Origin of the sequence: Vibrio sp. 10N.261.51.C6 (assembly GCF_041471785.1) — a bacterium.
Lineage (GTDB): Bacteria > Pseudomonadota > Gammaproteobacteria > Enterobacterales > Vibrionaceae > Vibrio > Vibrio crassostreae_C.
In genome coordinates, this window is the sequence record NZ_JBFRPB010000040.1 from 1 (window position 1) to 21,427 (window position 21,427).

Sequence of the window (21,427 nt, forward strand, 5' to 3'; positions counted from 1 at the left end):
ACTGAGCTAGTATCGCATTATAAAAGGTCTTTCACCTTTCGATTACCGCTTTCGCCGTAACCTACAAATTGGAGCGATACATCGGGTTCGAACCGATGACCTCAACCTTGGCAAGGTTGCGCTCTACCAACTGAGCTAGTATCGCAATCTGAAAACGTCTTTCTCCGTTCAGGGCTGCGAATTATAAGAGCATTTTTTTGTGATGCAAGTCCTTAATGCAAAATTACGAAACTTTTTACTCAACTGCTGTAAAAGCACACAGATTTGCAAAAAAAACGGCTCTTATGTCCCTGAAAAGTTAGATAAACGTGATCATTTTATTCGACTAGATGTTAATAATCGTTTTTCGGTAGTACTGCAGCTCGGCGATCGACTCTCGAATATCGTCTAACGCAAGGTGACTTCCCGACTTAGAAAAACCATCTAACACTTCAGGTTTCCAACGACGAGTCAGCTCTTTCAGAGTGCTTACGTCAACATAGCGGTAGTGGAAGTACTCTTCTAACTCTGGCATGTGCTTGTATAGGAAACGACGGTCTTGACCAATGCTGTTGCCACAAATTGGTGACTTACCTTTTGGTACCCATTTTTCAAGAAAATCAATGGTTTGTTGGATGGCATCTTGCTCTGAAACCGTGCTTTCTTGAATTCGCTTCACGAGGCCGCTGCCAGTGTGAGTCGTTGTACACCACTCGTCCATCTTGTCCAATTCACTCTGAGGTTGGTGAATAGCCAAAACAGGTCCTTCAGCCAGGATGTTAAGCTCACTATCAGTAACGATAGTAGCAATTTCAATGATTTTATGAGTTTCAGGATCAAGTCCTGTCATCTCTAGATCAACCCAAATAAGGTTCTGATCGCTAAAGGACATAAGGCGTCGCCTATTTGTTTATGTGTAAAAGAGGTACTATACCCAAATAACTATACTCAAACTAGCTTTAGGACCATCGAAATCACGTGGTACCAGCAACATCCTGTTTGAGTCCCCAATCATCAAGTTAGATGTGTTAAGTGAAAAATTGTGGCTAAAAAAAAGAAGTTAACCAAAGGTCAAGTACGTCGTGTACGTAGCAACCAGAACAAGCGACTCAAGAAAGAAGATTCTATCCAATGGGATGAGAACATGCTTGGCGGAACCAAAAGCGGACTCGTGATTACGCGCTTTGGCCAACATGCTGATATCGAAGATCTTGAAACTAACGAAGTTCATCGTTGTAACTTACGCCGTAGTATCGAGACTTTAGTTTCTGGTGACCGAGTGACTTGGCGCGCAGGCTTAGAATCAATGGCCGGTATTTCTGGCGTTGTGGAAGCGGTTGAGCCGAGAACTTCAATGCTGACTCGCCCTGATTACTACGATGGCCTAAAGCCAGTAGCTGCGAACGTCGACCAAATGGTTATCGTATCGGCTGTGCTACCAGAGCTATCACTTAATATTATCGACCGTTACCTAATTGCTTCAGAAACGGTAAACATCGCGCCACTTGTTGTGCTGAATAAGGTCGACCTGCTGACTGATGAGCAGATTGCTGAATACCGTGAAACACTGAAAGAGTACGAGAAGATCGGCTACAAAGTGATGTTCGTGAGTAAAGAGTCTGGCTACGGCATCAAAGAGCTGGAAGCTGAACTTAAAGACCGTATCAACATCTTTGTTGGTCAATCGGGTGTGGGTAAGTCAAGCCTAGTGAATGCATTAATGCCAACGCTAGACATTGAAGAAGGCGAAGTCTCTGAGAACTCAGGTCTTGGTCAGCACACAACCACGGCAGCTCGTTTGTACCACTTCCCTTCTGGTGGTGATCTGATTGATTCACCAGGAGTGCGTGAATTCGGCCTATGGCACCTAGAGGCCGACGAAATCACTGAAGCCTTTATCGAGTTCAAGCCTTACCTTGGCGGTTGTAAGTTCCGTGACTGTAAACACATTGATGACCCAGGCTGCATCCTGCGCGAAGCGGTAGAAAACGGAAAGATCAGTCGATTACGTTTCGACAACTACCACCGCATCATTGAAAGCATGGCGAGTAACAAAGATAACCGTCAGTATTCACGCAACAAAAAAGCCGATCTCTAATCGCGTTTTTGTGAACAAATGTGTGCATTTACTGACAATTGGCGCGAATTTAAGTAACATCTCGCGCCTTAAACCGTCATCGACAGATTTAATTGAAAAACAATTAGCATTGGAAAATTAATACAATGGATAAGATTAAAGTTGGATTGCAGTACTGGATTCCACAACATGGATTAACTCGCCTAGTCGGCAAACTTGCGTCTGCTAAAGCGGGCGGCTTAACGACAGCGATCATCAACTGGTTCATCAAGCAATACAAAGTGAACATGGATGAAGCTCTGCATAGCGATCCAAAACACTTTAAAACATTCAATGAATTCTTCGTGCGTGAATTGAAAGAAGGCATGCGTCCTATCGCTGAAGGTGAGTCTGTTATTGTTCACCCTGCAGATGCACGTGTGAGCCAATTTGGCCCAATTACTGACGGTCAACTGATTCAAGCGAAAGGCCATAACTACTCAGCTCGCGAGCTATTGGGTGGTGATGCTGCGCTAGCGGATGAATTTAAAGACGGTGAATTCGCAACGCTTTACCTGTCTCCAAGTGATTACCACCGCGTGCACATGCCATGCGACGGCACACTGCGCCAGATGATCTACGTTCCAGGTGACCTTTTCTCAGTTAACCCGTTAACGGCAGAAAACGTTCCAAACCTATTCGCACGTAATGAGCGTGTCGTTTGTATCTTCGATACGGAATTTGGCCCAATGGCACAAGTGCTGGTTGGCGCAACGATCGTAGGTAGCATCGAGCAAGTATGGGCAGGTACCATCACCCCACCTCGTGGTAACTCGGTTTACAAATGGGATTACCCTGCACAAGGTGACAAAGCAATCATCTTGAAGAAAGGCGAAGAGATGGGCCGCTTTAAGCTTGGTTCAACCGTTATCAACCTGTTCGCTAAAGATGCGATCAAGTTTGACGACACTATGCAAAATGGCGAGAAAACGGTTCTTGGTACACCTTTCGCGCACATTGCTGGCAAAGAAGCGCAAGCAAATGACGATGTTGTTACCGATTCTGCTGAGAACACTGACCAAGCTTAACAATTTGAGTTAACTCATTTAAGCTTTCAAGGCGCGTTACTTTTTCTATTTCAGAGAAGAACGCGCCTTTTTCTTAACTCTACCGATTCATTTGCTACTCAAGCTCTAACAACTCAATCTTTCAAACCCTGCCCAGCCACCTGATGCTTCTCACTCTTGTCTCTAATTGCCCAGATAAAAGATTGACCAAAAACAAAACAACTGTCGAAACCTTAAACAACTTTTTGATTTTCCAACCCGTCTCCAAGTACCAGAAATCCAGATAACTTACTCTATTTGAAGATATTTTATTTATAGGGTCTTTGTACATGCCTAAACTCAATGTTGGCGTTCTGGTCAAGCTGTTGATTTGTTTTGCGATTCCCTTAGGCGTGTTATTCATGCCGATAGATTCAATACCAATCGATGATCTCACGCTGATTCAACACCGCCTGTTGGCGATATTCTTATTAGCAGCCCTGCTGTGGGTGCTTGAACCTGTTCCGGTATTCGCCACTTCCATTTTGATCATTGCGCTTGAGCTGGTGATGATATCTGACAAAGGTTTACACCTATTTAGAAATCCACCAGCGGGGCACGATCTCGGTGAGTTAATCAAATATACCGACATCTTCGGTGCATTTTCGTCACCGATCATCATCCTTTTCATGGGTGGTTTTGCTCTTGCGATATCCGCATCCAAGTATGAACTCGATAACAACCTAGCTCGAGTGCTACTTAAACCATTTGGTACAGAGCCGCGCTTCATTATGCTCGGCTTAATGCTGATCACCGCCGTGTTCTCAATGTTCATGTCAAATACCGCAACGACGGTAATGATGCTTGCGCTGCTCGGCCCTATCGTGGCATCTGCACCAAAAGGCGATATGGGTATCAAAGCGCTCGTGTTGTGTATTCCAATTGCTGCCAATACTGGCGGTATCGCAACCCCAATCGGTACACCGCCCAATGCCATCGCGCTGCAATACCTAACGGGTGAAAATACCATCGACTTCCTCAGCTGGATGATGATGGGCTTACCCTTTGTGATCATCCAACTCACCATCGCTTGGTTTCTTCTACAAAAACTCTTCCCTTCTAAAGAAAGAAACATGGTGCTCAAGCTTGATGGACAATTTAGAAAGAGCTGGCGAGCGATTGTGGTTTACATCACCTTCGCTGCGACAATCTTATTGTGGATGACCACCAAACTGCACGGCATGAACACCTATGTCGTGTCTATCATTCCACTGGCTGTGTTTACGCTCACTGGCATCATGGGCAAAGAAGAACTCAAGCTGATTAACTGGGATGTGTTGTGGCTGGTCGCAGGTGGTATTGCGATTGGTATTGGCTTAGATAAAACAGGCTTAGCCGCTGCACTCGCACACGCAATTGACTATGAATCGCTGTCACCTGCAGCTGTGGTACTGACATTGTCTATCGTGTGTTGGTTAATGGCGAACTTCATGTCAAACACTGCGACGGCCAACTTGCTGATGCCGATAGCCGCTGCAATTGGTGCTTCCATGGAAAGCCTAGTTGCGATTGGTGGTCTGCAAGGCTTGCTGGTTGTGGTCGCCTTCTCTGCGTCACTTGGCATGATTCTGCCAGTATCGACACCACCAAACTCACTGGCCTACTCGACCGGGCTTATCGAAAGCAAAGACATGGCGAAGATGGGCATCATCTTAGGTATTGTGGGCTTGCTGATGGTTTACCTCGCCCTGTTTATCATCACCTAGCACGTTAATCCCTACTAATGCCCTTCCAGATAGTAATCACGTCTTTGCTATCTGGAAGGTTTAGTGCATATTGAATCCCCCACTTCTACATTTTGACACGGACGTACACTTCAATGGGATTCGAATGGCTGGCTCTTGCTGCCGCTTTTCTTTGGGCTATCGCGAGCCTGATGTCAGTAAAGCCTGCTCAACACTTAGGTTCTTTCGCCTATAGCCGTTGGCGCATGGGTTGCACTGCTATCATCTTATCGATCATGGCTTGGTTTACTGGTGGCTGGTCAACGGTCGAAGCAGACCTAGTCACGCCGATGATGCTGTCTGGGCTAATTGGCATCTTCATTGGTGATACCGCCCTATTTGCCTGTTTGAATCGAATGGGACCGCGCCAAGCAGGTTTGCTGTTCTCTTGTCATGCCGTGTTCTCGGCGATTCTTGGTTACTTCCTGTTTAGCGAAAGCATGACTTCGGTTGAGCTGATTGGCTCAGCGTTGGTGTTCAGTGGTGTATTAACCGCGATATTCTTTGGTCGTCGAGGACAGGCTAACAATCAACTCGAAACCATTAAAGGCACTGTGTGGATTGGTGTTGCACTGGGAATTACAGCTGCGATTTGCCAAGCACTGGGTGGCATCATCGCCAAACCCGTGATGCAAACCAGTATCGACCCAATTGCTGCCTCTGCCATTCGAATGATCACCGCCTTTGTTGCCCATTCCGCATTTCGCTTAACGGGCGCCAAGCTCTCACGCGCAATCAACCCAATGAATGGTCAAATATTTGCGATTACCGCAGTTAACGGGTTTTTAGCGATGGCGGTGGGAATGACGCTGATCTTGTATGCACTGCAAGAAGGAAATGTCGGCATGGTTGCTCTGTTGTCTTCAACCACACCTATCATGTTGTTACCAATACTTTGGCTGTACACCAAACAGAGACCAAATGCCTACGCTTGGATCGGTGCCATTGTTGCCGTTATTGGCACTGGTATCCTAGTAAGATAGTGGCACTGGGATTCTGGTCAGTTAGCCAAACAGTAAGTAAGACTAACTGAATAGAGAGCTAAGAGCGCGGGAAAGGAAAAGCCGTCACGTCATCGATGTGGTCATAACCTAACGCCAGCATGATCAGACGATCAATACCTAAAGCAACACCCGCACAGTCTGGTAAGCCCGCTTTTAATGCCTCAATCAAGTGATGGTCAATCGGTTGAGGCGATAAGCCCATCTCAATACGTTTGGCATTGTCATCTTCAAAGCGCTTGAGCTGCTCTTGTGGTTTATCTAGCTCATGGAAGCCGTTTGCTAACTCGATGCCTTTGAAATACACCTCAAAGCGATCCGCCACTCGCGAATCCTCAGGATTAATCTTAGCCAATGCCGCTTGTGAAGCCGGAAAGTCATAAACAAACGCAGGGACTTGTTGCCCTATTTTGGCTTCAACCCCAATACTAAACAGCAACTGCAGCAAGGTATCACGATCTTCTTCAGGGTCAGCTATATCGCTGAGCCCAAGTTTTGCTGCGGCTTGCTTTAGCGTAGCCATCGAATCTTCCAGGGGACACACACCTAACACGTCAATAAAGGCTTGTTGGTAAGTCATTCGCTCTGCTGAGCCCGATTTAAGTACCTGCTGTAACAGCAAATCCATTTCATCCATCAGGTCATGGTGATCAAAGCCAACGCGATACCACTCCAACATGGTGAACTCAGGGTTGTGGTAACGGCCATTTTCTTCGTTACGGAAAGACTTACAAATTTGGTAAATACAGCCACTGCCCGCCGCTAATAGACGTTTCATATGAAACTCAGGGCTAGTCATAAAGAACAGAGGCTGACCGTGCGCATAACCCGGCCCTACGAATTCAGTTTTGAAAGTATGCAAATGCACGTCCGTCACCGTGGCGTGGCTCATCGCAGGCGTATCCACTTCCATCACGTTTCGCTCAGCAAAGAACTGACGAATTTGATTAAGGATATCAGCACGTTGCTTTAACTGTTTAATGGTTGCGGCCGGTTGCCATGTAGAGTGCATTATTGAGTTCCATATTACTGAATTCTAGGCGACGAAAATTACCACCTTTCATCGCTTTTGTAAGCTTCTATCTTTCTATTCGTGAAAGCAAAATGTTGTTTTAATGAAGCCAGAAAATTACGTTCTACAATACAATTATCAATACAGATTTCACATCAACATTGATAACAAAAATCATACTCAACAAGCCGTTAACACCCGTCCTGTGGGTTAATCGTTATCAACAATTCATTGCCGTGATTGCAGTCACATAACCTATAATTTCTATGCCTCCATATGCATTACCGACCTAAAAACCCAAATGCATCAACTTTTCGAATACCTTCCTCTCTTACACTGAACCTACCACTTAAGGCTTAGGGGTGCTAAATGGTTCCTACAATTTAGAACCTCCTAAATAGGCTTTTTATAATTACAAGCGGAATACTCCGCATCACACTGGAGAATAACTGTGAAGACAATTACCACAGATATCGCAGTCATCGGCGCAGGCGGCGCTGGTCTTCGTACAGCTATTGCTGCGGCTGAAGCTAATCCTGAACTGGAAGTAGCACTGATTTCTAAAGTTTACCCAATGCGTTCGCACACGGTAGCGGCAGAAGGCGGTTCAGCAGCGGTAATTAAAGACGAAGATAGCCTAGATAACCACTTCAACGATACTGTTGGCGGTGGCGACTGGCTATGTGAACAGGATGTTGTTGAATACTTTGTTGAAAACTCGACTCGCGAAATGATCCAAATGGAACAATGGGGCTGCCCATGGAGTCGTAAAGAAAACGGTGAAGTAAACGTACGCCGATTCGGCGGTATGAAGGTAGAGAGAACGTGGTTCGCAGCGGATAAAACCGGCTTCCACATGCTTCATACTCTGTTCCAGACTTCGATGAAGTACGACACAATCAAACGATTTGATGAGTACTTTGTGGTGGATTTGCTCGTTGAAGATGGCGAAGTACAAGGCCTAATCGCGATTCACATGTCTGAAGGTGAGCTTGTTACCATCAAAGCAAAATCTGTTGTTCTAGCAACCGGCGGCGCAGGTCGTGTTTACCACTGTAATACCAACGGCGGCATCGTAACTGGCGACGGTATGGCAATGGCTTATCGCCACGGTGTACCACTGCGTGATATGGAGTTCGTTCAATACCACCCAACAGGCCTACCGGGCACTGGCATCTTGATGACCGAAGGTTGTCGTGGTGAAGGCGGTATCATCGTCAACAAGAACGGCTACCGTTACCTGCAAGATTACGGCATGGGCCCTGAAACTCCAGTGGGCGAGCCGAAAAACAAATACATGGAACTGGGTCCACGTGACAAAGTTTCTCAAGCATTCTGGCACGAGCAGCAGAAAGGCAACACCATCAAGCACCCACTTGGTGATGTCGTACACCTTGACCTTCGCCACCTGGGTGAAGAGTACCTGCAAGAGCGTCTTCCGTTCATCTGTGAGCTTGCAAAAGCGTACGTAAACGTCGACCCAGCAAAAGAGCCAATCCCGATTCGCCCGACCGTTCACTACACCATGGGTGGTATTGAAACTAACGGTACCTGTGAAACTCGCATTAAAGGCCTATTCGCTGTTGGTGAATGTGCTTCAGTTGGTCTGCACGGTGCAAACCGTCTAGGTTCTAACTCTCTGGCTGAGTTCGTAGTGTTTGGCCGCGTAGCCGGTGAACAAGCCGTGAAACGCGCGGCTGAATTCAAAGGCTGGAACGAAGAGTCTATCGCTAAGCAAGTGAAAGCGGTTGAAGATCGCATCGCAGGTCTACTAAACCAAGAAGGCGACGAGAACTGGGCTGACATCCGTACTGAAATGGGTCACACCATGGAAGCGGGTTGTGGTATCTACCGTCAAGAAGACTTGATGCAAAAGACCATCGACAAAATCACTGAACTGAAAGCTCGCTACAAGAAGATCAGCATTAAAGACAAAGGCAAAGTGTTCAACACTGACCTACTTTACGCTATCGAGGTGGGTTACGGCCTTGAAGTTGCAGAAGCGATGGTCCACTCAGCGATTCTTCGTAAAGAGTCTCGCGGTGCGCACCAACGTCTAGACGACAACTGCACAGAACGTGATGACGTGAACTTCCTGAAACACTCTCTATCTTTCTACAACGAAGATGCAGCACCAACCATCGACTACAGCGGCGTTAAGATCACCAAATCTCAACCTAAAGCTCGTCTGTACGGTGAAGCTGCAGAGAAAGCCGCTGCCGCTGAAAAAGCAGCAGAAGAGAATGCGAAGAAGAGCGAAGAGGAGCAAGCATAATGTCAGCGAATCGAATCCAAAAAATTGAAATCCTGCGTTATGATCCTGAGCACGACGCAGAACCTCACTTTCAAACCTTTGAAGTGCCATTTGATGAAACCATGTCAGTACTTGATGCGATCGGTTACATCAAAGACAACCTAGATAAAGACCTGTCTTACCGTTGGTCTTGTCGTATGGCGATTTGTGGTTCTTGCGGCATCATGGTTGATGGCGTGCCAAAACTGGCGTGTAAGAGCTTCTTACGTGACTACCCGAATGGCTTCAAGATTGAGCCTTTAGCTAACTTCCCAATCGAAAAAGATTTGATTGTCGACATGACGCCGTTCATCGAGCGCCTTGAAGCGATCAAGCCTTACATCATTGGTAACGACCGTAAGCCAGAAGACGGCACGAACATCCAAACTCCAGAGCAAATGGCGAAATACAAACAGTTCGCTGGCTGCATCAACTGTGGTTTGTGTTACGCAGCATGTCCTCAGTTTGGTCTAAACCCTGAGTTCATTGGCCCTGCGGCACTTGCTCTTGCTCACCGCTACAACCTAGATAGCCGTGACAATGGTAAAGCCGAACGTATGAAGCTTATCAATGGCGACAACGGCGCTTGGGGCTGTACGTTTGTAGGTTACTGTTCTGACGTTTGTCCGAAGAAAGTAGACCCAGCGGCTGCAGTAAACCAAGGCAAAGTTGAGTCTTCAATGGACTTCGTTATCTCGATGTTCAAGCCTGATGGATCGCAAGTAAAAACAGCAGAGGAGGCATAATATGAGCAATCGTAAGCCTTATGTTCGTGAGATGAAGAGAACGTGGTGGAGCAACCATCCGTTCTACCGCTTCTACATGCTACGTGAAGCGACTGTACTGCCTTTGATTCTATTCACTCTGTTCCTAACCTTCGGTTTGGGTGCACTAGTGAAAGGGCCTGAAGCTTGGGCTGGTTGGTTGAGCTTTATGGCTAACCCTATCGTCGTTGGTATCAACATCGTGGCACTGCTAGGCAGCTTGCTGCACGCTCAAACCTTCTTCAGCATGATGCCTCAAGTAATGCCAATCCGTCTTAAAGGCAAATTGGTTGATAAAAAAATCATCGTACTGACCCAGTGGGCAGCGGTGGCTTTTATTTCTTTAATCGTTCTTGTTGTGGTGTAAGGAGCTTTCGTTATGAACACAAATTACAAAGTAAAACCTGTTAACCACAACCCACAACGCTCTGATGAGCCAATCTGGTGGGGCCTATTTGGCGCTGGCGGTACTTGGTTTGCGATGATCACACCAATCACAGTTCTAGTGTTAGGTATCTTAGTGCCAATGGGCATCATCGATGCGGACGCAATGAGCTACGAGCGTGTGTCTGAATTCGCCACCAGCATTATTGGTGCGCTATTCATCATCGGTACGCTAGCACTGCCAATGTGGCACGCAATGCACCGTCTTCACCACGGCATGCACGACCTTAAGTTCCATGTCGGTGTTGCGGGTAAAGTGGGCTGCTACTTCGTTGCAGGCCTAATCAGCGCATTGTCTGTTATCTTCATTTTTATGATTTAACAGTTAAATAGAAAACGCCTAGGTTTGACCCTAGGCGTTTATTCTATGCTAGATGATAAGTCTATATGCGTTACGGCTATTCAAACCCCACAAATCGCATCACACCTGAGGTTATCTCCGCTTCTCCCTCTGCCGGCGCAGGGTTGCTCCAGGTTGGATCGCTCCAGAAGGATTTAGTCGTAATATACTCTCCATCTTGATCAACCTTATTCCAGGTGTCTTTGGCTCCTATAAATTCCTCTTCGGTTATGGTTAAGGTCACCTCACCATTCAAAATCACCCAATCGAACCCGAACAATCCCTCATCATCGTCAAAGTAGCCAGTACCGTTACTATGGAACACAACCTCTTCTTCAACTACAGCCATGACGGTGCCATTTATCTCCCAAAGATCGATGAGCTCCCAACGAGAACTTTCACTGCCATTACCTGTGAAATCAGACTCTATAAACTGAGCACCACCAACGGTACAGTTGGCGACTGCGCTGTCATAGTCCGAACGAGTGCCAAAGTCAGAGGGTTGGTCCGTAAAATCATCCCACGGTGAATCACCATCCTCACAGACCGTTACTGTTCCCTCGTAGGTAACATTTGTAAGCACCTCCTCTGAACCATCCCTAGAGATAGTTAATTCATCATCAGTTTGTGATAAAAGTACCCATTGCTCGGTTGAGGTATCTTCATAAGTTATCATCATGGTATTAGCTGAAGTTTTCATCCAACTGTTCCCATAGGTCTCAGTGCCATCATTGCCGATATAGCTCATACTGCCGTTATCATGGAAAAAGAGGGTGTTACCATCGTACTCCATCAATACCAAGTTAGTCGGGTCAAACTGCAGAGCGTTTCTATCTTGTTGCACCACGGTATCTGCCCATATCCAACTTTCAGTCACACCGCCTAACGTTTCTTCCTCGAAGAACTTAATTGACCAAGTTTGCTCCATTGACTCTAATAACGCCCAGTAAGTCGTGAAGCTCTCCGATTCATCAGAATAGCTAACCTTAATAAAGCCATCTTCTATGACCCAGTCATCGATATAGTCACCACCCTCACTCTTCAATACATGTACAGTACCATCAGCATTGAACAAGTAATCACGAGTATCTCCATTGCCTTTAACGCGTTGGAAGTTTAGACCCTCGACCATCTCACTGGTAATGTGAGTTCGACCGCCACAATCCGTGATCGCCGTTTCGTAGTCACTCATACTCGGGATAGGTTGCCCCTCAACAGGTTCTGCATCACCGATGTAGCACTCTTCAAGCACAATCGGACGATCTTGTTGAATAATAGTATCCATCCAGATATAGCTACTTGATTGACCGTCCACAACTTCGTTCTCATAGAACTTGATTGACCACGTATCATCCAACGAATCTAACAGTGCCCAGTAAGTCGTGAAGCTCTCCGATTCATCAGAATAGCTGATCTTAACCAAGCCATCTTCTATGACCCAATCGTCAGTATAGTTACCGCCCTCTCCCTTCAATACATGCACTGTGCCATCAGCATTGAACAAGTAGTCACGAGTATTTCCATTGCCTTTAACGCGTTGGAAGTTTAGACCCTCGACCATTTCGCTGGTAATGTGAGTTCGACCGCCACAATCCGTAATCGCAAGCTCATAGTCAGCCATGATTGGGCTTGACTGATCATCGCTATCACCCAAGTAGCAGGTAAATAGGTAATCGCTCAACACTACACCATCTTCTATAGACTGTGCGGCAATACCATTGAAAGCGTACATAGTATCGTCCGACGGTTCAGCACTTGGCGCCTCAATCTCACCTACCGTAAGTTCGCCATTGTACATGCTAAAGATCATGGTAGGCGTATCCCCCTCTCCCATGTAGGACATAGCCTCAACTGGTACGGTAAATTCGACGATATCTTCACCGTGTAATGTGTAACGTAAGTAATCCGCAGTAGCGACGCGACTTGCCGTTCCTGCGTCCCAATCAAAGAAGTAATAATGCGCCGTGCCATCACTCACTAACTCGATATCAAAGTCTAGATGGAGGCCAACAGAGGTAGTAAGATCTGTGGAAACCGACTCACCGACCGACTGCGACACAATAATGTCGTCCAGACTTGTAATAGAGCTACCATCCGTATCATAACCGACGTCAGAGAACCTCACGTACGGACTACCACCCTCCCATAGGAAGTACTGGTTTACGGCTGGAGAGAAGGTAAACATTACCGCTTGTGAGCCTTCAGCGAACCTCGCCTCTTCCATGAAGTCGAACCACTCAAAGTAGACTTCATACAATGCCATACCCGATAGGTTTACCACTTCTGATTCTACTGAATAATAGAAACTGGAATTGTCTTCTGGATAGGCAATAAGTTGCTCTCCAGAGAAGTCTATCGTATAACCTACCGGAGTTTGCCAGCCGTTTTCAGTGAGCTGTACGTCCCCCTCAGCTTCAAGTGGTAGCTGGATAAAGGATTGATCACCACGGTACTGTATGAGTTCCGTAAGGGTTAACGTATCACCGCCATAACTCAAGGTTTCTTTAAACAGAATATCTACGAACGATAGTTCGCTCCAATCGCTGAAGAATCCGTAAAGAGTCCCCTCTTGCTCCGCAAACTCTTGGGCGGTAATAGTCCACTTATTTGGGTCGGTTGGATAAAGGTCTTCACCGTCATAAACGCCGTCTTCATCTGAATCAGCATTATTCGGATCTAAACCTTCGGTTGCATTCTCATGGTTATCGCCTAAACCATCACTATCAGAATCCGCCCACTCTAATGAGTCATAAGGGAAGGCATCGCTATTGTCGCCAACATAGTCACCATCACTATCATCCCATTCATTTGGATCATTAGGGAAAGCATCCTCGTAGTCTTTAAAGCCATCGTCGTCGCTATCTTGATTTAAAAACTCTGCAAGATAATCTTGCGCAGCTGTCTCGTCTAAGAAGAACACTCCTAGACTGTTATGCCAACTAAACGCTTCCTCCGTTAGGTCCATGCTCCAAGTGTCTATGCCCCTGCGATAGTAAGCATTGTGCCAAGGCCAAGGATTCTCAACATCCGGGACCATAAGCACCATATCAACGTCATTCACTCCGGTGAACGAACCAGGAACCACACCACTATCACCAAGATCCAGTGTAACCAATGTTGGAGTACCAGTATCAGTGAACAGATAGTCTTGTGTTACGACGTGCCATTGAATTGCCCCATTGTCATCGTATTGGAAACTGCTTGTAGGTAACAGCGTAGCGTATCGGCTCAGGCCTGGAATGATTTGGTCATCAATAAGCTCCAACTCTGTGCCAGCAACACGGGCATCCTCTACCTGTTGTGGTAGATCCACAACAGCTTGTGTTCCCCACTCATCAAATGAGGTAGCAACCCAAAGGCCATTAGATTGTTTCTGGTAAACGCGATAGGCCTGTCCGACGTTATCTGTGTCAGTCGTAAATGAATAATCAGTTAATGGGTAGTGCTGCCACTCTATGTGTTTATTTTCTTCCACATCACTGACAGAACGAGACACGGCATTCCATTCTTGGAACAAGGTATTGATTGGATCACTATCGACAATGAGTAGTGTGTTCGTTTCCTCGTTTAGAACCGAACGCTCTCCACTTTCAAGAACATCACCATTGATTAGCACCTCTTTGCGGTAATAGTTCCAGTACGAGGTGAGCTCGTCCCACTTACCATCGTTAAAGTTAAAATCGGCGTATTCATGGAACTCACCATCCTCCGGATTCGCCCATACTGGTGTCGAATATTCGTAGACATAGCTGCCATCAAGATGACTTGTAAAGCGAAGTTCAACGTTGATATTGCCGTCTGCATCCCAATCCTGCTTAGACTCCACGAAACTCTGCACGTAATCCTGCGTTACAGTGGTTAAAGTCTGAGCCCATTGAGCTTGATGGGTTTGAACATCGTCGATATCAAAGCCATTTACCGTGTATTCGGTTAACGTTTCGACCGCTTGAACGCCCTCTGCGACGTCCTCAAATTCCACTGATACACTATGTATTGTATCTATTTGAGATAAGTCATTTGGGTGAACTCTAGATGTTAAGGCTACGCCTTGTTCATAGACACGACCATTACCGCCGAAACCGCCCTCAAGAGATGCATCACCCTCATCGATATAGCGCCAATACGTCTCGCTTGTTTCGGTTCTAGTACCAATTTCAAGAGACATGCCTTCGTAACGTGCAGTACCATCGAGGTTATAGTCGTACGCAAAGGTCTGGATACGAGTAAAGTCATCATTTAACAGGTGATCGACACTTTGTGTCGTGCCATATACCACGTCATCAGCAGTGATATATTGAGTAGTTATGGTGGTAACAATCTCTCCGCTATTCAGTGTCTCAACCATTTCTTCGACCTCAATATCCAGTGTAATGATATCGCGATCTGTTATGTTTAAAACTGCTACATCAGTTGCACTAACATTGGCCACAACATCAGCAATTGACTTATTTCCATCCTCTGGATGAACATCGGCATTATTACCAACGCCATCACCGTCCACATCGACCCATTCGGTCGCATCGGTTGGGAATTCATCAACATCATTGTTGTAACTGTCGTTATCCGTATCGTTTGGATACGGGTCATCCTCGTTATCGCCTAAGCCATCATCATCCGTATCTGCCCATTCGGTCGCATCGGTTGGAAATTCATCGGCATTATTACCAACGCCATCACCGTCCGTATCTAAGGACTCGTTGGGATCCGATGGGAATTTATCGGCATTATTACCAACACCATCACCGTCCGTATCTGCCCATTCGGTTGGGTCATTATCAAATACATCTTGATTGTCACCATAGCCATCAGAGTCATTATCAGCCCACTCAGTTGGATCTTGTGGGAAGACATCATCAATACTGTCTACCCCATCCGAATCATGGTCACCAGCACGAGAACGATCCGTTGGAAACGCATCATTGGCATCAGGGTAGATGTCATCTTCTCCGTCCACCGTATCATCATTTAGGTCGGCATTATTACCGATCTCATCACCATCGGAGTCCAGACTTTCATCGGGATCATTCGGAAAGTCATCTAAGTCATTGGGGACGCCGTCATCATCTGTGTCATTAGAAAAATCGACACCCTCTGTCGCACCACCAACATTATCAAATGTCTTATCGCTATCACCTGCAACTTCTTCAATTTTCTTTTTGATTTCATTATTCACAGATGCAGTCACAGAGATAAACTTAGTCCCTTTATCTTCACTTTCAGCAACTTCTTGCAACTCTTGAGGAGATGAAGGCAAAACATTTGAATCAACCAAGTTTTCAGCGGCATAAGCGGCAGCCTCAAAACCTGACTCAACAAAATCACCTAAGATTTCATCTTCATCTAAGCCTAGCTGATCAGCGACTTGCTGAATGGCAGCTTGCTTTGCTGCTTCAACCGCAGCAGCATCGTCAGAATCTGTAGTGTTTTGCTCGATCAATACGTGAACTAGCGTACTCAAAGGGGTGACATCTTTTTCACCTGGAGGGGCTGACATAATATAGTCGTCAGACACCGTAACATCAGGTTCATCTTCATCAATCGTCTGCCCGGAGATCGCTTGCACAACGACAGGGTACTGTTCAGGGTTGTCGACATCGGTGACGTCTAAATCTGCAACTCCGCCATCACCAGAAATAGCATTAGGCTCACCGTCGTCTAAGACGTAGTTACCGTTAAGGTCTAACCAAATTCGAGCATGACGTAAATAACCATCAATTGCAGTCACACTGTATTTAGTCGTTTCAGCTGGGGAGCTGGGAGTCGAGGGAGTCTCACTCGGAGTCGTGGTTGACACGGTTGTATCATCGTCATCACATCCTGAAAGCCCGACGATACTAACCAAACCAAGAGCCAACGTAATTGCATTAAGTCTCATATTAATATCCACATAGTTGCTTAATAACATCGCGTATAAAGCTAGTAGACTCTACTCATTCTAACAATATTGTAATCAGCTTCCCTTCCCACCACACACATTCACAAAATCAATATTAAACAGTCACATATTGAATTGAGAGATTTTTGTTGCGATATATAAACGCCAACAACACCTTGTAAATCTATAAGTTAGATAAAATTTTTGATTTTCATCCAGAATACAACCAAAATATGATGCTGGTCACACAATGTAACCTTGTGACCATTGTGAATCGCATCTGGCTTACTCACTCTTGATTTTCCAGCTCTTCGTATCCCGCATCTCGTATTACTCGTATCTGCTCTTCCCCAATCTTGAGGTACAAAAAAAGGCCGCCTAAGCGACCTTTTTCAGATACTTGAAGTCAATTACTTCACACGACCAACGTATTCGCCAGTACGAGTATCAACTTTAACAACTTCACCGATAGCGATGAATAGAGGTACGCGAACTACCGCGCCTGTTGCTAGAGTTGCAGGCTTACCGCCAGTACCTTGTGTGTCGCCTTTAAGGCCAGGATCGGTTTCTGTTACTGCGATCTCAACAAAGTTTGGTGGAGTTACTGTGATAGGGTTATCATTCCACAACGTTAGAGTACATACGTCGTTTTCAACTAACCATTTAGAAGTCTCGCCTACTGCTTTTGTATCAGCAGCGATTTGCTCGAATGTTTCGTTGTTCATGAAGTGGTAGAATTCGCCATCGCTGTATAGGTAGCCTAGTTCAACGTCTACAACGTCCGCTAGTTCTACTGTATCGCCTGACTTAAATGTTTTCTCTAACACTTTGCCTGACAGCAGTTTACGAAGTTTAACACGGTTAAACGCTTGGCCTTTACCTGGCTTAACGTATTCATTTTCGATAATTGAGCAAGGCTCGTTATCCATCATGAATTTTAAACCGCCTTTGAATTCATTGGTGCTTACTGACGCCATGATTTTCTCTTCCACATCTTTGAGTTAATTTCAATGCCGCATATCATAACCCGAAAAGTCGAATCTGTTGAGCAAAACTGGCTCAAACAACTATCGAATGCGATCTCTGACCCGACAAAACTGCTTGAGGCATTGGAAATAGACCCAACACCATGGCAAGCAGGCTTCGCTGCTCGTGAGTTATTTGCACTTCGGGTACCTCTTAGCTTTGTCGAACGAATGGAAAAAGGCAACCCACACGATCCATTGCTACGACAAATTTTACCGCTAAGCGAAGAGTTTGAGGTACACCAAGGCTATTCCGCCGATCCTTTGGAAGAGCAAGACAACGCCATTCCCGGGCTACTGCATAAATACAAAAACCGCGCACTGATGATTGTAAAAGGGGGGTGCGCTGTAAACTGCCGCTACTGCTTCCGTCGTCACTTCCCTTACCAAGATAACAAGGGCTCGAAGTCTGTTTGGCAAACCAGCCTCGACTATGTGGCGGCTCACCCAGAGATCAACGAAGTTATCTTATCGGGTGGCGACCCTTTGATGGCAAAAGATAGCGAACTCGAATGGCTGATCAATGCCATCGAACAGATTCCACATGTAAAGACCGCTCGAATTCATAGCCGATTACCGGTTGTGATTCCAGCGCGAGTGACTGACGAACTCTGCCAAACATTGACTAACACTCGCCTTAATGTAGTGATGGTCAGCCATATTAACCATGCCAACGAAATTAACTTAGAGCTCAAACAAGCTTTCCACAAGCTTAAGTTAAGTGGTGCTACTCTGCTCAACCAAGGCGTGATGCTTAAAGGCGTAAACAACAGCGCTAACTCATTGAAAGAATTAAGCGAAAAGCTATTCGACGCCGGTATTTTACCTTACTATATGCATGTACTTGATAAGGTTCAGGGCGCAGCGCACTTCTATATTTCAGATGAAGAGGCGAAGCATCACTTTAAAGGATTAATCTCTGAGGTTTCTGGCTACCTAGTACCTAAGTTAACCCGTGAGATTGGCGGACGCAGCAGCAAGACACCGCTCGACCTACACATTGAATAGAGAAGTTGTATCAATGAAACACAATACCTCAGTTGCTCCACCAGCAACCACATCTCAACCAGCGCTTAGGTTCAGCTCAAGAGGTTTCACCATCATCGAGCTGGTCGTGGTGATCGTGATTCTAGGTATTGTGTCGGTCACTGCAGCTTCTAAGTTCCTCAACCTTCAAACCGATGCTCGTATCTCGACATTAAACGGCCTTAAAGGCGGAATGGAGGGCGCAAGTGCTATGCTTTATGGTAAGACATCAGCATTGGGCTTAGATAAAGCAGCTAGCGCATCGATTAATGTTGAGGGTGACGATATATTGGTCGCTTACGGTTACCCTGCAGCGATGAACGATCAAACTTGGTCACAGCTCATCGAATCAACCTTTCTAGATGCTGTTTGGGATACGGGTCGAGCTGACTGGTTCTTTACCAACACAGATGCGAATGATGGCATTATTCTTTATGCGCCTTCTAGCCGAAAAAAACAGGCTGATAACTGCTACCTTGAGTACCAAGAAGCGACAGAGACCACGACACCAGCCTTCACCTTAACAACAAGCGGCTGCTAGGTTTTAAGTAATCTTTATCAATCGTTAAGACAAAAAGTTTTTGTTCGATCGTCCGGTCTATTATTAGCATACTCGGCTCTATTCTAAATTTTTAGGAGGGGTGATATGTCACAATTTATAGAACAAACTCTCAACCTTGCCCCCTTTAGCTGGGCAGGCCTCGCTGCATGCATGCTGTGTGGTTCTTTAATCGGAATCGAAAGGCAAACACGCGGTAAACCCGTCGGAATCCGAACGTCGATTCTGATCATCAGTGGTACCTATTTCTTCCTCACCATGGCGATCAGCCTATCCCCCAACACACTCGATCAAGCTCGTGTGCTTGGTCAGATAATTACGGGTGTTGGATTTCTTGGGGCTGGTGTAATGATGACACTGGATGGCAAGATTCATGGCGTGACTTCAGCCGCAATTATCTGGGTACTCGCAGCATTAGGTATGATGATCGCACTAGGGCATCTTTCCCAATCGGTCATTATCACGCTAATGGCGCTAGTGATTCTGCTTGGTGTCGATAAAGTGGAAAACAGCTTCCAAAGCTTACGTCGTGGCGTTCACCAAAAGTGGATGCGAAAAGGTCGCGTGAAGAAATAGCGCAGCACTTGATAGCCTTAGTGGTAATGCCAATGATACAAAGAAGCCTAGTCAAACGACTAGGCTTCGCATTATTTTGGGAGAACTTAATACACCTGAATGCACACCTGATTCTTACCCGCAGCCTTTGCCTTATAGAGCTGCTCATCAGACGAACGAATACTCTGGTTTTCCCACAAGTGCCCTACGCTGTCGAACTTATACAAAGAGTAAAGCGTCGCGCCACCAGACACTGAGATACTAATCTTGTCACCCGTAGGGCATCGATAACTCTGTAGGCTAATGTCGTTTTGAATTCGCTCAAAGATCGATGAAAGCAACTCAGACGATTCACCCGTAATCGCGACAACAAACTCTTCGCCACCAAATCGAGCCACGATATCTTGCTGTCTAACGCTGTTCAGCATCAACCGAGCAACATGGCAAATCACCTCGTCCCCCACTTTATGGCCATGCTGATCATTAACGACTTTGAAATCATCGATATCAAACACGCCAACACCAATAATCGGCTCTTCATCTTGCGCCAGTAATCGAGCCTCAAAACCACGTCGATTCAGCAAGCCCGTTAATGGGTCGCGCATTGCTAGCTCATTTAAACGCTGGTGCTCTTGTCTTGTATAGAAGCGCCATAGCCATAAAACCGAGAGCAGATACAAAACCAACAGTATCGAAAGCTGAATCTTCTCCATCTCCAATACATGCAGAAAGTGCTCGCTCTTATCTTCTTCAATACTCAGATATAGCTGGGTGTTAATGTCATCAACATACAGAGGCTTGGAATACGTAAAATCCATAAACCCGTATTTGTTTGCGCCTCGAGTACTGGTGACTTTATAGCCATGGGTAGGGTTCGATACTAGGTTCGAGACATAACCATCGACACCCAACACCCCTTTAAACTCACCATTAACGTAGATTCCTTTGGTTAAGGTCACCACTTTCTGACCTGTCAGGTAGTCATCATATTGGCCGGTATACACCACTTGGTCTTGCCCTTGAGCTAAGCCAAAGCGAATCGTGTTCACCCAATAAGGCCTGCTATTCACAACCGAATCAAAGGTGTCGCCCTTAATGTAACTGGCAAAATCAGAAGGCGAAGAGATAATGAATTTCTCTTTTGAAATGAAATAAATCGCAGAGATGGTATCAATGGTATTGGCAAAATAAGCCATGGTCGGCGCGATGAACAGGCGCTTACCCGCTTCGGTATAAAGGTCCGATTCCGGGTTGCACATCTCGCGAGGGCCAGAGAACATAAAATCAAAACGAGGGGCATGTTGCTCCTCACTGGTGAAGTAACACGTCTCACCCTCGATCTTTTTGTCATGCGAGAATACGTAGGTATCCCCATGCAGTGGATAAAGCGCAGTGATGTTGTACTCAAGCGCATTTATGATCTGTGTGAGCTCCGCTAAAGAGCGTGTTACGCCTTGGTTTTCCATTCCATACTGTTTATCTGATTCTTCCGCTGAATCAACGAGCAACAAGCTCAAAACTACTAAAAAACTGGCGGTCAGGCCTAAGAAAGCCTTTTTAAAATCAACGGTATGGTGGTTAATCAAAGCATATAAATCATCATTAGGAGTTTATCGCACATTGTACTCATAAGTAAAAATACTGCAATAGAAAATATAAAACAATATG

Annotated in this window: 16 protein-coding genes and 1 tRNA gene; 11 read left to right on the top strand and 6 right to left on the bottom strand. The window is 45.9% G+C overall.

Annotated elements, in window-relative coordinates; all coding sequences use genetic code 11:
- Positions 1-69 precede the first annotated feature (69 nt).
- Positions 70-145 (bottom strand) — tRNA-Gly (locus AB4375_RS11075).
- Between the two features lie 180 nt (positions 146-325).
- Positions 326-871, bottom strand: a complete 546-nt coding sequence (gene orn, locus AB4375_RS11080) for an oligoribonuclease (RefSeq protein WP_372051573.1) — start codon at positions 869-871, stop codon at positions 326-328.
- Between the two features lie 150 nt (positions 872-1,021).
- Between orn and rsgA the strand changes: the two genes are divergently transcribed.
- From rsgA to AB4375_RS11100, 4 genes are all read left to right on the top strand, one after another.
- On the top strand, positions 1,022-2,077 hold the full coding sequence (gene rsgA, locus AB4375_RS11085; RefSeq protein WP_017061306.1) for a small ribosomal subunit biogenesis GTPase RsgA: 1,056 nt from the start codon (positions 1,022-1,024) through the stop codon (positions 2,075-2,077).
- 125 nt (positions 2,078-2,202) lie between these two features.
- A complete protein-coding gene (asd, locus tag AB4375_RS11090; RefSeq protein WP_017063172.1) occupies positions 2,203-3,123 on the top strand; it encodes an archaetidylserine decarboxylase in 921 nt (306 codons plus the stop codon).
- A gap of 308 nt (positions 3,124-3,431) precedes the next feature.
- The gene (locus AB4375_RS11095) at positions 3,432-4,847 is read left to right on the top strand and encodes a DASS family sodium-coupled anion symporter (protein ID WP_017061303.1); all 1,416 of its coding nucleotides are present in this window, start codon (positions 3,432-3,434) and stop codon (positions 4,845-4,847) included.
- Positions 4,848-4,960: 113 nt separating this feature from the next.
- Positions 4,961-5,848 carry a DMT family transporter gene (locus AB4375_RS11100; RefSeq protein ID WP_372051575.1) on the top strand — a complete coding sequence of 296 codons (888 nt, stop codon included), beginning with the start codon at positions 4,961-4,963 and terminating at the stop codon, positions 5,846-5,848.
- Positions 5,849-5,906: 58 nt separating this feature from the next.
- On the opposite strand, the gene epmA is transcribed toward AB4375_RS11100, so the two are convergent.
- A complete protein-coding gene (epmA, locus tag AB4375_RS11105) occupies positions 5,907-6,878 on the bottom strand; it encodes an elongation factor P--(R)-beta-lysine ligase (RefSeq protein ID WP_017071212.1) in 972 nt (323 codons plus the stop codon).
- Positions 6,879-7,329: 451 nt separating this feature from the next.
- Between epmA and frdA the strand changes: the two genes are divergently transcribed.
- The 4 genes from frdA to frdD are packed head-to-tail and all read left to right on the top strand — an operon-like array spanning position 7,330 to position 10,701.
- Entirely contained in the window at positions 7,330-9,153 is a 1,824-nt protein-coding gene (gene frdA / locus AB4375_RS11110) for a fumarate reductase (quinol) flavoprotein subunit (RefSeq protein ID WP_017071211.1), read from the top strand.
- Positions 9,153-9,917, top strand: a complete 765-nt coding sequence (locus AB4375_RS11115; protein WP_009847917.1) for a succinate dehydrogenase/fumarate reductase iron-sulfur subunit — start codon at positions 9,153-9,155, stop codon at positions 9,915-9,917. Before frdA ends, AB4375_RS11115 begins: the two co-directional genes overlap by 1 nt.
- A 1-nt stretch (position 9,918) precedes the next feature.
- The gene (gene frdC, locus AB4375_RS11120) at positions 9,919-10,302 is read left to right on the top strand and encodes a fumarate reductase subunit FrdC (RefSeq protein WP_017061300.1); all 384 of its coding nucleotides are present in this window, start codon (positions 9,919-9,921) and stop codon (positions 10,300-10,302) included.
- Positions 10,303-10,314: 12 nt separating this feature from the next.
- Entirely contained in the window at positions 10,315-10,701 is a 387-nt protein-coding gene (gene frdD, locus AB4375_RS11125) for a fumarate reductase subunit FrdD (protein ID WP_017063167.1), read from the top strand.
- Positions 10,702-10,777: 76 nt separating this feature from the next.
- Here frdD and AB4375_RS11130 read toward each other — a convergent pair whose 3' ends face one another.
- Complete coding sequence (locus tag AB4375_RS11130) at positions 10,778-16,594, bottom strand: hypothetical protein (RefSeq protein ID WP_372051576.1); 5,817 nt, start codon at positions 16,592-16,594, stop codon at positions 10,778-10,780.
- Between the two features lie 410 nt (positions 16,595-17,004).
- Positions 17,005-17,571, bottom strand: a complete 567-nt coding sequence (gene efp, locus AB4375_RS11135; RefSeq protein ID WP_372051577.1) for an elongation factor P — start codon at positions 17,569-17,571, stop codon at positions 17,005-17,007.
- A gap of 33 nt (positions 17,572-17,604) precedes the next feature.
- On the opposite strand from efp, the gene epmB reads away from it, so the two are divergent.
- From epmB to AB4375_RS11150, 3 genes are all read left to right on the top strand, one after another.
- Positions 17,605-18,627: an EF-P beta-lysylation protein EpmB gene (gene epmB / locus AB4375_RS11140; protein WP_372051578.1), complete on the top strand. Its 1,023-nt coding sequence runs from the start codon at positions 17,605-17,607 to the stop codon at positions 18,625-18,627.
- A 13-nt stretch (positions 18,628-18,640) separates the two neighbouring features.
- Complete coding sequence (locus AB4375_RS11145; protein WP_372051579.1) at positions 18,641-19,186, top strand: prepilin-type N-terminal cleavage/methylation domain-containing protein; 546 nt, start codon at positions 18,641-18,643, stop codon at positions 19,184-19,186.
- A 105-nt stretch (positions 19,187-19,291) separates the two neighbouring features.
- Positions 19,292-19,780, top strand: coding sequence for an MgtC/SapB family protein (locus tag AB4375_RS11150; RefSeq protein ID WP_004733333.1), 489 nt, complete (start codon positions 19,292-19,294; stop codon positions 19,778-19,780).
- A gap of 86 nt (positions 19,781-19,866) precedes the next feature.
- On the opposite strand, the gene AB4375_RS11155 is transcribed toward AB4375_RS11150, so the two are convergent.
- On the bottom strand, positions 19,867-21,345 hold the full coding sequence (locus AB4375_RS11155; RefSeq protein WP_017063163.1) for a diguanylate cyclase: 1,479 nt from the start codon (positions 21,343-21,345) through the stop codon (positions 19,867-19,869).
- Between the last annotated feature and the right edge of the window lie 82 nt (positions 21,346-21,427).